At 38.8% G+C, this 14045-nt stretch carries 12 protein-coding genes, 5 tRNA genes and 1 pseudogene; 12 read left to right on the top strand and 6 right to left on the bottom strand.

Annotated features, from left to right (window positions below; genetic code table 11):
- Positions 1-24: 24 nt before the first annotated feature.
- Positions 25-2391, bottom strand: coding sequence for an outer membrane beta-barrel family protein (locus QE422_RS18470; protein ID WP_307461595.1), 2367 nt, complete (start codon positions 2389-2391; stop codon positions 25-27).
- 201 nt (positions 2392-2592) lie between these two features.
- On the opposite strand from QE422_RS18470, the gene QE422_RS18465 reads away from it, so the two are divergent.
- Together QE422_RS18465 and QE422_RS18460 are read left to right on the top strand one after the other, a co-directional pair.
- Positions 2593-3897, top strand: a complete 1305-nt coding sequence (locus tag QE422_RS18465) for a HAMP domain-containing sensor histidine kinase (protein WP_307461593.1) — start codon at positions 2593-2595, stop codon at positions 3895-3897.
- Entirely contained in the window at positions 3887-4561 is a 675-nt protein-coding gene (locus tag QE422_RS18460) for a response regulator transcription factor (protein WP_307461591.1), read from the top strand. Before QE422_RS18465 ends, QE422_RS18460 begins: the two co-directional genes overlap by 11 nt.
- Positions 4562-4853: 292 nt before the next feature.
- Here QE422_RS18460 and QE422_RS18455 read toward each other — a convergent pair whose 3' ends face one another.
- The 3 genes from QE422_RS18455 to QE422_RS18445 are packed head-to-tail and all read right to left on the bottom strand — an operon-like array spanning position 4854 to position 7596.
- Complete coding sequence (locus QE422_RS18455) at positions 4854-5636, bottom strand: hypothetical protein (RefSeq protein ID WP_307461589.1); 783 nt, start codon at positions 5634-5636, stop codon at positions 4854-4856.
- Positions 5637-5644: 8 nt separating this feature from the next.
- Positions 5645-6469: a hypothetical protein gene (locus QE422_RS18450; protein ID WP_307461587.1), complete on the bottom strand. Its 825-nt coding sequence runs from the start codon at positions 6467-6469 to the stop codon at positions 5645-5647.
- A gap of 11 nt (positions 6470-6480) precedes the next feature.
- Positions 6481-7596 carry a hypothetical protein gene (locus tag QE422_RS18445; protein WP_307461585.1) on the bottom strand — a complete coding sequence of 372 codons (1116 nt, stop codon included), beginning with the start codon at positions 7594-7596 and terminating at the stop codon, positions 6481-6483.
- Positions 7597-8223: 627 nt separating this feature from the next.
- Here QE422_RS18445 and QE422_RS20030 point away from each other — a divergent pair.
- From QE422_RS20030 to QE422_RS18395, 10 genes and pseudogenes are all read left to right on the top strand, one after another.
- Positions 8224-8321 (top strand): annotated as a pseudogene (locus QE422_RS20030) (DNA-binding response regulator); the annotation flags it as partial.
- 224 nt (positions 8322-8545) lie between these two features.
- Complete coding sequence (locus QE422_RS18435) at positions 8546-9214, top strand: hypothetical protein (protein WP_307461581.1); 669 nt, start codon at positions 8546-8548, stop codon at positions 9212-9214.
- Positions 9215-9285: 71 nt separating this feature from the next.
- The gene (locus QE422_RS18430; RefSeq protein WP_307461579.1) at positions 9286-9909 is read left to right on the top strand and encodes an SDR family oxidoreductase; all 624 of its coding nucleotides are present in this window, start codon (positions 9286-9288) and stop codon (positions 9907-9909) included.
- Between the two features lie 7 nt (positions 9910-9916).
- Positions 9917-9992: transfer RNA gene (locus QE422_RS18425), tRNA-Val, on the top strand.
- A gap of 4 nt (positions 9993-9996) precedes the next feature.
- Positions 9997-10070: transfer RNA gene (locus QE422_RS18420), tRNA-Ser, on the top strand.
- A gap of 4 nt (positions 10071-10074) precedes the next feature.
- Positions 10075-10146, top strand: a tRNA-Gly gene (locus tag QE422_RS18415).
- A gap of 159 nt (positions 10147-10305) precedes the next feature.
- Positions 10306-10377, top strand: a tRNA-Gly gene (locus tag QE422_RS18410).
- Positions 10378-10463: 86 nt separating this feature from the next.
- Positions 10464-10533, top strand: a tRNA-Val gene (locus tag QE422_RS18405).
- An 18-nt stretch (positions 10534-10551) separates the two neighbouring features.
- Entirely contained in the window at positions 10552-11379 is an 828-nt protein-coding gene (locus QE422_RS18400) for a Sir2 family NAD-dependent protein deacetylase (protein WP_307461577.1), read from the top strand.
- Between the two features lie 68 nt (positions 11380-11447).
- The gene (locus QE422_RS18395) at positions 11448-12248 is read left to right on the top strand and encodes a TatD family hydrolase (protein ID WP_307461575.1); all 801 of its coding nucleotides are present in this window, start codon (positions 11448-11450) and stop codon (positions 12246-12248) included.
- On the opposite strand, the gene QE422_RS18390 is transcribed toward QE422_RS18395, so the two are convergent.
- Both QE422_RS18390 and deoD read right to left on the bottom strand, forming a co-directional pair.
- On the bottom strand, positions 12240-13061 hold the full coding sequence (locus QE422_RS18390; RefSeq protein ID WP_307461572.1) for a glycosyltransferase family 2 protein: 822 nt from the start codon (positions 13059-13061) through the stop codon (positions 12240-12242). The two genes, QE422_RS18395 and QE422_RS18390, sit on opposite strands and share 9 nt — an antisense overlap.
- A 233-nt stretch (positions 13062-13294) precedes the next feature.
- Positions 13295-14005, bottom strand: a complete 711-nt coding sequence (gene deoD / locus QE422_RS18385; protein ID WP_307461570.1) for a purine-nucleoside phosphorylase — start codon at positions 14003-14005, stop codon at positions 13295-13297.
- Between the last annotated feature and the right edge of the window lie 40 nt (positions 14006-14045).

Genomic DNA, 14045 nt, shown 5'->3' with positions numbered 1-14045 from the left:
GTCGAAAGGCCACCTTTTTTGTGGTTACAATCTGTTCTGCTCGGCGGTTTTCGTACCGGTTTTGGCCTCTTTTACTTTTTGGTTTCCAAAATTGTATTTGAGATTGATCATGAAATACTGAGTATCCCGGTAATCGGTAAAGTATTGATTCTGGTCGGCGTATCGGGTCGAGATCGTATTTTTATCCGTACGGAAAATGTCATTGACTACCAATCCGGCTTCCAGGCGTTTATCAAACATTTTTTTATTGATGATGATACTTGTCTTCTGGGAAGCACTGGTATTGAAAGATCCTTGTATGCTCTTGGAATTATACTCATAAGAAACATTCAGATCCCAGGTTTTAGCTTTATCCAGTGTGATTTGGGTGGAAATATTGGTGTTGTAAAAGAAAACATCATTTTTATACAGGATCGTATCAGTTCCGAAGAAATAGTTTTCCTGATATTCGCCCATCCCGAAAAGATTAAGCTTCCAGAATGGCTTTATAGAAAAGCTTTTTGAGAAATTGAATCCCATATTTTTTCCGTGATCAATATTGGTATAGCGGTAAATGGTTTCAAACGTCTGTGGATTCTGAAAGGATATTTCCATAGACGGATCTTTGATATAGCTCAAATAAGCTTCGAAATTCCAGTCTTTCACAGTGTAGGTAAGGCTCAGATTGTGAATGATAGTTGATCTGAGGTTGGCGTCTCCCTGGAAATAAGAATATAAATTATAATAAGACCTGGACGGATTCAGGAAATCGTAGTTCGGTCGGTCGATTCTTTTTCCGTAAGAAAATCCGAGCTGCTGTCCTTCTTTTATATTGTACATGAGATAAAAAGTAGGGAAGAGCCCTGTTCTTGTGGTGCGGTTTTCTACACTGGGATTGTCGGATCTTGTTCTGATCAAAGTTGTTTCAGAGCGCAGCCCTGCTTTCATTTCCCATTTTTTCCATTTATATTCGGAAGAAAGATAGGCGGCGAAAATATTTTCCTGGTAATTGAATAGATTGCTTCTCGACAGATCCGGAGTGAGGATTCCCCCTGTTCCGTCAAAGAAGCTGAGATCGTTCCCATTTTTTACGAAACTGTATTTCAATCCGCTTTCGATGGTCAGTTTTTCATTAGAGTAACGGTAATCCAGCTGGGTAGAATACAGTGAAATATCCTGTACGCTGTTGTTGGCAAAACGGTTGGTGCTTTCCGGCTGGCCGGCGAAATCCAGAAGAGTCTCCACATCCTGGCTTTCCTTAAAATGTCTGGTGCTGAAATTATTCGCCCAGGTTAGATTATGGTTTCCCGATTTTCGGTCGTAGGTTAAATAAGCATTAAAGTCGTTATTATAGAGACTTCTTCTGTTGGAAGTTAGGTAATACGATTGCAATTGGTTGGTTTCCGTATTGAAAATATGGGTGGGGATCAGGAAGCGGCCGCTCCTGTCCGGCATATTATTACCGTCAAACCCGAACTGAACGGTTGAAAGGCTGTCTGCGGTGTACTGGCCGGAGAAATTGTATACATGCTGTTCGCGGACATTTGTTTTTCTTACCATATCACTTTCCCAGCGGGTTTTATCCTTATCAAAAGTAACCACGTCAAAATTATAGCGTACATAATTTCCGGTAACAAAATTATAGTTTCCCGTCAGCTGCCATTTATCGGTATTGTACGATTGTGAAGTTCCGACCAATCCCCGTGCGTAGGTCGCCTGGGTATAGCGTGTGGAGATTCTTCCCTTGTATCCGGAAAGAACGTTCTGCTTCATTTTAATATTGATGATGGCGCTTCCCTGTGCTTCATATTTTGCCGGCGGATTGGTAATTACCTCGACGGAAGATACATTGTTTCCGTCGGTGCTTTCGAGAAGCTGTTTCAGCTGTTCCTGGCTCATCAGTGTTTTTTTATCATTGATGGTTACCATAATCTGGGAATTTCCCCGGACGCTCAGCTCATCATTTTTTACCAGGATATTCGGGGTACTTTTCAGGATTTCCCAGGCATTCAGGTTTTGTAGCGGAGTTTTGTCGATATTAAATTCCATCCGGTCGATTTTCCTTTTCAGAATAGGTTTCTTAGCAGTTAACGTTACGCCTTCAATGCTTTTTGCGGTATCTTTTTTCAAAACAATGTGCAAAGATTCATTATTTTCCAGCATGATTTCATAATCTCTGTAATCCGGCTGTTTAACGATCAATGATACGGGAAATGCCGTAATTCCTTCAAGACTAAAGTTGCCCTCCTGGTCAGAGTAAATGGTATTTTTAGCATTACCCGTTTCGACACGGACCTCACTGATGGGTTCTCCGTTTCCATTTTCAATGTGCCCTTTAATGGTTTGACTCCATAAAATAATAGGGAACAGCAGGAAGATAAAGCCGAAAGCTTGTACCGTTGATGTTTTCATTTCAGTAATTTTCTCCAAAATTGAGGCGATAGCCCCGAAAGTTTTGTTAATGAACGGTTAATGCAAGGTTAATGGGTATTTTGAAAGAAAATTGATTGTATTTTTGAAGCAGCATAAACCGTAGACCGAAGAGAAATTCTCCGGTAATGTCTCAGGATTTTAAATAAAAAATTTACAAGCTAAATAACAACCTGCTAAAAAATGAACCGGAATAGAAACATAACCATCATCATTTTCTCTTTCAGCCTTCTGGTACTGATCGTTCTGCAGGGCTATTACATTTACAATTCATACCGCCTGGAAGAAAAAGAGCTGAACCGGAAAGCCAAAGCCATTGCTGAAAAAATACAGGAAAAAATGGAAGATTCTCAGACGGAAGTAAGTGAAGACAGGTTGGTGGAAGACTTTCAAAAATTAAAGAAAGAAATTGTTATCCAGAAAGAAGAGATTACCCATCCGGAAAAGCTCTATCATTCGCAGGCATTTTACAGCAGAAAGCTGCAAGAGCTGCTTAAGAAAAGTGTCGATAGCTCAGGCTTCAGGATTGCTATGAAAAATGAGATCTATTCCGTTTTCGATGAAGTTCAGAAAAAAGAACTGTTACCGGAAAAACATTCTATTATTCTGTACCAGACCCTGGAAGAATTAAAGAGGCCGATGGTGGTGTATGAAGGAAAATGGACGAGCCGCCAGACCAATAAGGATCCCCAACTAAAACTGGATGAGAAGAATTCCTATCTCGTAAAATCGAGGTCTACTTTTCAGGTGCTTAACCTCCAATTCCTGATTTTAAAGAAAATTATTCCGCTGGTCGTTATCAGTCTGCTTATTGTTATCCTGATCATTATCCTGTTCCGGAACAGCATCCGCAACCTAAACCGTCAGGAAAAGAAAATCATCCAGCTGCACACCACCATCGATTCGATAGCGCATGAGCTCAATACGCCGATTACTACCCTGAAGTTTTCCATTGCCCGCTCTTCCGATCCGGAGTCCAAAGCTTTACTGGAACGTCAGATCAGGCGCCTGGAAAATATTGTGTCTTCCATCCATGCGTATGATGCCGATGATATTTTGATTACCAAGAAGGATCTCAACGACTATTTTGCTGAGGTTAAAAAACAATACATGGGCATCGTCTTTAATACAGAACTTGACTTTTCTGAAAATAAACACCTGTATGCATATGATTTCAGGCAGATCATGGATAATCTTATCGATAATTCCGTCAAATATGGGGCTAATGAAATTGATGTTTTCGTGATGATGAACAAAACCATGGAAATTGAGGTCTCAGACAATGGAATCGGAATCCCGGAAGAAGAGCATAAAAATATTTTTGAAAAATATTACCGGATCAGCCGGGAAGAAAATAACCATACCAATGGCCTAGGTATCGGGCTTTTTTTAATCAGAAGAATCGTCGACAAATACAAAGGCCATATTGCGATTGCATCAAAGAAAAAAGGAGTTTCATTTAAAATTATCATACCTGATGAAGCCTAAAATTTTATTGGTTGAGGATGATCCGGACCTGGGAATGGTCCTGAAGCAATACCTGGAATTTTCAGATTTCACGGTACGCTGGATTCCCAATCCTGAAGAAATATTAAAAGATAAAAAGATCATCAGCGGTTTTCAGCTGGCTATTCTGGACGTCATGCTTCCTGTAATGGACGGCTTCGAGCTATCCAAAGAAATCCGTAAATCTTCAGAAATTCCTTTTTTGTTTTTAACGGCGAAAGGGCAGAGCATCGACCGAATTTTAGGATTGAAGTTAGGAGCGGACGACTATGTTACAAAACCCTGCGAACCTGAGGAGCTTATTCTCCGGATCAGAAATATCCTGAAACGGCAGCAGACCGTGCAGACGATCATCGGTATCGGTGATTATTCTTTTATCCCTTCACAGTTTCGGATTATGTTTAGAAATGAAACCATACAACTCACGGAAAAAGAATCGGAGCTTTTGTTGTTGCTTTCAAAAAACAATCATCAGATCATCAACCGGAAAGAAATCCTGGAAACACTCTGGGGCGAGAACGATTATTTCCTGGGAAGAAGCCTCGATGTATTTATGACCCGGCTCAGGAAATACTTTCAGCATGATAAGCGCATCCGTTTCGACGCCGTTAGAGGCATCGGCTTTAATATAGAATTTCCGGATTGAAAATATTTTTCTGCGTAAGATGATGTTACTCAATAGGTGAATTTCGAAAAAAGGTGGGTAATTTAAAATCTTGAAAACAATGCTGGTCTTGTAAATTTTTAATTTAAAGAATAATAAAGCTGCATTTAGACATTATAAATGCAGCTTTATATTGGTACCGGTGAGTAAATTGAATTAATTTTTTACCTAGCGATCCTTTAAATCAATTCTTTTAAATAATCAATTTGGGCAATTTATCATTTAAAATTATCTGATAGATTTTAGCCTATAAAAAATAGAAAACAATTTTTTATTATTGTGTCATTCTCGTGATAACTAAAGTAAATGACGATCTGATATCCAATGAACTATTCGTTAGTCCATTGCTATTATCAAATTCAAACTTCTGTTTTATTGCGGTAGGGGCTGTTAAAGTGAGATAGAATGTACCTTGAAAAAATGTAAAGAAATCACTCAGTTCACACATTCTATTTTGCTCAGTTAAAGGAGCATTACTCGAAGCATTAATTAAATATGATCTTGTACAGGTGAAATTTTTATCAAAATATTTTGTATTCGCAGTATTATCACCATCACCTCTCACACAGTCAACAGAATATTTTATTATATAGGTTCCGGCGGGTAAAGTGATGGTTGACTTATCAGTACCTAGTGAGGCTCCATCAATTTTATTAGTGGTCACTACAAGGTTAGGCACTACGTTATTAGAACTATTAATAGGAATTAATATGACATTACTCGCTGATGACTTTATAATATTAAGTGTCATAAGTTGAGGCTCAGAACCTGTAATTACCGTTCTTTGCCAACTGTTTTTTAACCAGATGTAATATCCTTTCGGAAATGTAGATGCTCCTCCTTTGTTATAGATCATTAAACCGTCAACAGGGTTTGATACCGGTACAGTGGTACTGTTTAGAACAGTAAGGTCATATTGGGGAAACAGTACACCTTTGGTTGCTGAACTAATGTCCAGCACACTGCTGGAACTGGGAGTTGTAGTATTTATTCCTACCTGAGATATAGCTTTTGCGTTGAATAACAATAGGATTGTAAGAAATATTATATTTTTCATGGCGTCAATTATTGATTTAGAGCTGATCTTTGAATATCTATTTTAGCATTGGTAATGATAATTTCGCCATTGTTGGGAGAATTACCGCCACTGCCTGACTGGTATGTTCCGCCGTTAGCATGCGCTAGTGAAGGCATAAGTTTAATAGTTGTGGACGACGTAGTGACAAAAGAAAAACTAAGATTGAGCGTATGAACTCTTGTATTAGCAATTGAAGTAGCATTGATACTTATTGATTTTCCATATTGAGTTCCCGTACTTGGATCAATCAGTTTCATGATATATTGATGAAGCTGTAACGGGCCATTGGCGATCCCTGCAGTAGTACTTTCTTGGGTGGTTGCAATATTAAAGCATACATTCACCAGGTATCCGCTATTACCCGGAAGCGTTATATATCCTGTACTGTTATCGTAGGAAGCGCCAATATCATTTTTAAGCACTGTAAATGCAGCATCATCAAAGTTTTTAAAGGTGCCATTGGGTGTACCCGCTAATATACTGTAATTTGTTGTTCGGTGGAGTATAAGGTAACTTACCAGATTATAGGTATCGGCTATCTGGTTCCACTTATTATTTTGCCATAAGTATAACCCCGGGCTGATTGAATTGCCTTTATTGTACACTAAAAGACCTTCTGCGGGAGATGCAACGGGTAAGGAGTTATTTAATATATCCACAATATCAATGCGAGGCAGCAATACTCCTCTGTTTCCCAGATTAGAAACTTCTAGAACTGCCGACGGATCAACTGTTGTCTTACCAATGGCTACTTGGGAAAAAAGGAGATTATATGTAATTAAAAACACTAAAAGTATATAGTTCTTTTTCATTATGTTCATTTTTAAAGTTTGGATATTTTTATATAGGATTCATTGGAGATCACATTTACCAGATCATAAAAAGTACCTCCCATCATCCGTCCCAGATAAAGTCTCAAGCCCCCGATTGTATTGGAGTTTGCATTAGGCGGTACCGAATAGTAATAAGACCAGGTTGCTAAATGATTGGTATTTACTTTGGATATTAAAGGAATTTCTTTTCTTGATGCATTAACAGCATGCGTAAAAGTACCCGTTGAATTATCATACGTATCATTGAAAAAGTCTATAAAATATCCCATTAAATAATAAGCGCTTGATCCTAATGGAGTCGTTCCTCCCTGTCCCGGCGGGTTTTCCTGTGGAGCGCTTAGATTAAGATTTACTTCTACCAGATAATTTCCCTGGGGTAGTATAAGTGAATAATAGTTTTGACCGGAGATCGTGCTTTGTACAATCTTAAAGCCGTTGATGTTGGACACTCCTGATATAGATAGGGGATTAACCAACAGTAAACTGGCTACACCCGAAACGGCATTATCCAATACTGATAAATTTCCGGACAGATCCGCATACGCTATTTTGGGGGTATCTTCAGCGTTTAAGGTATTTTGCCATTTATTTAAAGTAGAATTAAAAAAATACAATGCTTTTGAATTTGTATTAGAAGCTCCGTTATATGCTAGCAGACCATCAGCAGGAGAAGATACCGGACTGGCCGTACTCGTCAAATTACTGATATTAAGGTTGGGTAAAAGCATACCTTTATTTCCTCCGGAAATAGTGACTGTAGGATTACCGGTATATCCGCTTCCTCCGTTGGTTATTGTAACTCCGGTAATAGATCCGTTACTGATTGTGGCTGTTGCCTGAGCTTTTGATCCACCATTCAAAACTGCTCCGCCACCAAAAAAATTAATCGTAGGAGGTGAAGTATAACCTTTTCCCGGATTGGTAATCGTAACTGAATTTACAGCTCCCCCTGAAATAGTTGCTGTAGCAGTTGCAGGTATCCCGCTAAAATTTTCTATGTGCAGAATGGCACTCGGATCGGGATTGGTTGTATTAATTCCTATTTGCTGACTTTGTGCAAAGAATGAGGAAGTAACAAACAAAAGTTTTAAAGTAATAATTTTCATCTATGATATTTTTAATTTTAAACATATTCTTAAAACCCAGGTATATTGCGAGTTTTCAAAGATTAAATACGGACAGTTTTCAGTTAAAAATTTTTACCACGATCCTGAGATATCAAATCTGTATAAAAGAGTATTTTATCTATTCCTACCTGGGCTTTAGAAATGAAAGTAACACTCAATAATTATGGCAATAACGCTTTTTTTATAATTCATTTTGATAATTACAGTTAATTAAATAATATGAATTCTTATAATATGTACAATACTAAATCTGTCTGGAATAATCTTTACAATATATAGTGTCAATACTAATATTCTAAATCCTTTTTTTATCATTTGTAAATCAAGGGTTATTTTGATAACAAAATATATTTAATGATGCAAATTTAACAATATGTTGAAAATCATTTTGTTAAATGTAATAGATATATATCTACAGCTGTGTAGATATTTATCTAAAAAAGATAATAGCTGTATAACTGAGCTTATTTGATTAGGTGTAAATATTCTTATAATTAAAATCTCATAGTAAAAAATCAAAATCTTATAGATGTGCGGTTGCAATTTTGACATATTATCAGATTATCACTAACAGAAACTTGTCCTGAAGATAAATTAACATTTTTTCTGGACGTCATGCTTCCTGTAATGGATGGCTTCGAGTTATCCAATGGTCGGATATTCCTGTTTTATTTTTAACGGCGAAAGGGCAAAGCATCGACCGGAAAGAGGTCCTGGAACACTCTTGGGTGAGAACTATTATTTCCTCGGAAGAAGCCTCGACGTATTTATGATCCGGCTAGGAAATACTTTCAGCACGATAAGCGCATCCGTTTCGACGCCGTTAGAGGTATTGGTTTCAATATAGAATTTCCGGATTAAAAATATTTTTTCTGCGTAAAAACATTGCGTATTACCCGGATAATTTTGTCGGCGTAATATAAAAACAATGGAATCTTTTCATCAATATTTTACGCAGAACGAATGGGAATCCTGCCTCAAGGTACTGAATGCCTTAAAGGATGATCCTTTTATTAACCCTGATAATAACACTTTTTCAGGATTGATTACGAAAATCCATAAGAATGCGAAAAAGCAGAACCGGCAGGAAAGTTATTCCCGGATGAGGTCGCATGACCTGCAGATCGGTGCGGAATCGGTACTGATGCAGAAAGCATTGGTCGGGGTTTCTTCTTTTTATGACGATGAAAAAGAGAAAACGCAGCTTACCCGTCTGCAGATTCCTAAAAACTGCTACTGCTGTAACCAAAGCTATCAGTATGCCCACTCTTTTTACACCAGGCTGTGTCCGAAATGTGCAGAAGAAAATTATGAAAAACGTTTTGTCTCTGCCGATTTATCAGGAAGAAATGTAATCCTGACCGGCGGACGGGTAAAGGTTGGTCTTGCAACGGCATTAAAGCTGTTGAGAAATGGAGCAAATCTGGTTTTGACGACCCGTTTTCCTGCGTTGGCGCTGGAAACTTTACAGAAAGAAACCGATTATGAAGAATGGAAAGACAGGCTTTGGCTGTATGGTCTTGATCTGAGAAATTTAAAAGCTATTCAGGAATTTATCGATTTTTATAAATCAAATTCGATACGCTTGATATTCTGATTAATAATGCTGCCCAGACCATTAAATATCCTGATGAATATTACCTGCCGATCCTAAAACGTGAAAACGAAATGTTGGTTGAACTTAAAAATAATCAGAAATTAATCCCCAATACAACAGAAATCTCCACGGAGATCAGGAAACTGGAATATGCGCAGAATGAAGAAGCAAATCTTGCTTTGACGCGTTTCGGACAGCCTGTCGATCATCGGGATAAGACCAGCTGGAATTCGACTCTCGAAGAAGTTTCGATGTATGAATTGGTGGAAGTAAATTTAATTAATCATATCGCTCCGTATTTTCTGATTAAGGAACTTAAACCTTTAATGAAGGCTTCCTCTTTTAAAGAGAAATTCATTGTAAATGTAACGTCTTCAGAAGGTATTTTCAGTTATACCAACAAAACGGTATTCCATCCGCATACGAATATGACGAAGGCAGCGCTCAATATGATGACGCTGACGTCGGCTAAAGAATTTGAAAAAGATCAGATTTATATGACGGCGGTGGACGTCGGCTGGATTTCCACAGGAGCGAAGGAAAGTTTACGGAAGAAGCAGTTCGAGCAGGGGTATGTTCCGCCAGTGGATTCGGTGGACGGTGCCGCAAGAATTCTGCATCCGATTGTGGAAGGAATCAACGGAAATTATTACAGTGGGGTTTTGCTGAAAAATTATAAAATTAACAGCTGGTAAAATAGGGGGAGCGTTAGCTCAGCTGGAAGAGCACCTGCATTACATGCAGGGGGTTGCAGGTTCGGGTCCTGTACGCTTTCCCAAACGGAGATTATAGTTTAACCGGAAAAATTTATTCCTGCTAAGAATGGATGCGGGTTCGAATCCCGCTGATCTCCCCAAACCGAAACGGTAGCTCAATGGAAGAGCATTGGCCTTCCAAGTCAGGGGTTGCAGGTTCAAGTCCCGCCCGTTTCTGAGAACGCATGGTCTAAAGGAAAGACGCCAGCTTTCAGCGCTGGAAATGCAGGTTCGAGTCCTGCTGTGTTCCTAAAATGGCGGCAATAGTATTAAAATGGGAAAATACATCTTGCTAAGATGAGTTGCAGGTTCGAATCCTACTTGCCTCCCTAAACCGAAACGGTAGCTCAACGGAAGAGCTCTGACCTTCCAAGTCAGAAGTTGCAGGTTCGAGCCCTGCCCGTTTCACAAGGGGTACATAGTTCTAATATGGAAGAACATTGACTTCACTGATCAGAGGTTGCAGGTTCGAGTCCTGCTGTACTCCCAAAACGGAAGCAGTAATTTAAATGGAAAAATACCTCAAACACAGAGAAATTGCGGGTTCAAATCCTGCCTGTTTCCCTTTTTAAAAAAATTAAAATGATGAAGGAACTTAAAGAAATTTTACAGACGATCCTCAAAGAAAAAAAAGGATACCTCACCTTTCTTACCGGCGCCGGAATTTCTGCGGAAAGCGGATTGCCGACTTATCGGTCTATTGATGGCATCTTGATCAAAGGAACCAAATATCATCGTCCGGAGGAATTCGGAACGTACAGATATTTTAGTCAGAATCAGGAAGAAGTCTGGCAATACAACCTGTTCTGGAAAAATATGATTGAAGAAGCGAAACCTAATGCCGGACATTTTGCGATCACGGAAATAGAAAAGCTTTTGGGAGAACGGTTTAAATTAATCACCCAAAATGTAGATGGACTTCATCAGAGATCCGGAACACGGAAAGTTTACGAAATTCATGGAAGCAAACAGAAAGTTCGCTGTTCCAAAGGATGCAGCGAACCTTTTGATTTTCCTGAGAATATTCAGGCTAAAGAATATACGGAAGATTTAACACCGGACGATATCGACGATCTGAAATGCAAAAAGTGCGGAAACTGGCTCCGCCCTCATACCTTATGGTTTGACGAGAGCTACAACGAAAAATATTATCATTTCGATACGGCTTACCATATTGCAGACAATACGGATATTTTATTCGTGGTCGGAACTTCGGGATCTACCGCTTTGCCTATAAATATTGTTGAGACCGTAAAGATCCGCGCAAAATGGATCGTATTAATCAACCCGGATAATGACACACATTTCGATTATATTTTAAGAGGAAGCAAAACCTTATGCTCCATTCAGGAAAGCAGTTCTGTAGCGCTTCCGCAATTGAAAAGGATAATTGAAGAAATTTTAAAATAAAAAATAACGGTTACAGAGATTCCAAATCATAAATCTTTGTACCGGAACAAAAGAAAAATTTAATAAAAATGAACACTTATATCGATATTGGCGTTAATTTAACCAATAAACAATTTAATAACGAACACGATGAAATCATCAACTCTGCTCTTGGCAGCGGCGTTCAATGGATGATCCTCACCGGAACCAGTGTAAAAGGGAGTAGGGAAGCAGCTAAAATAGCAGAAAATTATGAGGAGGTGCTTTTTTCGACGGCCGGAATTCATCCGCACGATGCAAAAACTTTCAACAGCGAAAGTATTAACGAACTAAAAAAACTATTGAAGCAGAGCCATGTGGTTTCCGTCGGTGAATGCGGACTGGATTTCGACCGGGATTTTTCACCAAGGCCTGTTCAAGAAAAATGCTACAGCGCTCAGCTGGAACTGGCTATTGAAGTCAATAAACCATTGTTTCTTCATGAGCGGTCCGCTTTCAAAAGATTTAACGAAATTACGGATGAATATGTCTCCCGGCTTCCGAAAGCGGTTGTGCACTGTTTTACCGGAACTTTACAGGAAGCGAAAGCGTATCTGGATAAAGGGTTTTATTTAGGATTTACCGGAGCCATCAGCGATCAGAATAGATTTAAACATTTGGAAGAAGTGATTCGTTATGTTCCGCTAGACCGGATGATGATCGAAACCGATGCGCCCTTTATGGTTCCGAAAAATATGCCGCGGATGCAGAACCGTAGAAATGAACCCGCATTTTTGCCCTACGTTGCCCAGACCATTGCAAACTTGAAAAAGATAAGTATTTCCGAAGTTGCTGACGAAACCACGGAAGTTGCCTTGGATTTTTTCGGAATCGATTTTATTTCAGAATAACTTAATCCTCGATTTCAACCGATAAAAAAAACGGGTCTGATAATGGAGAAGCTCGAATATCTCGTTGGCATTCGTATACTTTTCCGGGATTTTTTTATTGTTGATCTTGCTTAAACCTCTTCTTTTCATGGCTTCATAAATAACCCTGGCAAATTGGGCTCTGGCGCTTTCCTTCGATTTAAATTGGGAAATACCTTTGGCATGAAGTCTGTAAAAGTAAAGATTTTCTTTAACAAACGCAGGATCACCATGTTCAAGAATTTTAAGATACAGGTCCTGGTCGACGGCACTTTTAAGAGCAGGATCGATTCCATTGGTTTTGCAATATGTCTCCTTTCTAAAAGTAAAGAAGTGAGAAATCTGAATGGGACAGTTGAAAAAATAGGTATTGTTGTAGATTTTCTTGATCTGTGAAAATGTTTTGACAGGGGTCAGGTGTTCATCGCACATCATCATGTGGGAGTGAGTGGCAACGATCGCTGGCGTATTTTCGTAGGCAGCGGCAGATTTTTCCAAGGCAATAGGGGATAGGGCATCATCGGGATCAAGGAAACCGCAAAGGTCGCCTTCAGCATATTCTACACATTTACTTTTTGTAAAACCGCAGCCCTGATTACTCTCATTTTCATACAATTTGAACCGGGAATCCCCCTGGATAATATCTTTGATAATGACTACCGAATCGTCAGTTGACCGGTCATCCACAATAATTACTTCCCAATGGGTAAAAGTCTGAGAAATGATAGAATCATAGCAGGCTCTGAAAAACCTGCCATTGTTGTAATTGGCTATTAGAACTGAAAACTTTTTCAAGATGTTTTGATTTATTTCAGGCCACAAATTTATTATTTTTTATGAGGACATCATACGCTTTCACTTAGAGACATTTTAAAATATTGATGATCAGTAGAATAATTTTAAAAATAGGGTTAAAATCTTTATGAAACAGGTTTAAGGCAATTTTATTCACATTAAAAAAGAGTGCTTTACCCAGGTAAAACACTCTCTTTATGAAAGTTTAGAAGTATAAAACTTACAAAATATAATTAAAGGCTCTTGATGGCTGATTCCAAAGCTAGCTCAATCATTGGTTTCAAAGCTTTTTCTCTTTGGTCGGCAGAAATATTCTCATGGGTCGGAATAATATCCGAAACCGTAAGAATCGTTGCTGCATTTTTCCCCAAATGTTTAGCATTGGCAAACAATCCGAAAGCTTCCATTTCTACCGCAGGGCAGTGGTATTGTGTAGCAATCGCAGGAACAGCAGGATCCTTTCTGTAAAAAATATCACTGCTGTGAATATTGGTCGCCTTTGTAGTAAGTGACATTTCTTCCGCAGCTTCATTAATAATGCTGAAAATATTCCCCTGATGAGAAAGAATATCCTCTTCAATTCCCCATGCATATTTTGCATAAGTGCTCTCGCTGGCTGCATTTTCAACATTAAGAATGTCGAATACTTTAAGATCTGTTGTATAGGCGCCGCAGGTCCCGATTCGGATAATCGTATCCACTTCATATTCCGTAAACAGTTCAAAAGAATAAATACCGATGCTCGGGAATCCCATTCCACTGGCTCCCACGGTAATTTCTTTACCTTTATAAAGACCGGTGTAATAGAAGATACCTCTTGTCTGACTTACCAGCTTTGCATTTTCCAGAAAATTCTCAGCAATATATTTGGCACGTAACGGATCTCCGGGTTGCAAAACAACTTTCGCGATCTCTCCCTTTTGGGCACTGATGTGGATACTCATAATTTTTTATTTGGAACGACAAAGATAACAAAATACGAAT

The organism is Chryseobacterium sp. SORGH_AS_0447, from assembly GCF_030818695.1.
Lineage (GTDB): Bacteria > Bacteroidota > Bacteroidia > Flavobacteriales > Weeksellaceae > Chryseobacterium.
Note: the sequence above shows the minus strand (reverse complement) of the source record. Positions and strands in the feature narration are given on the sequence as shown.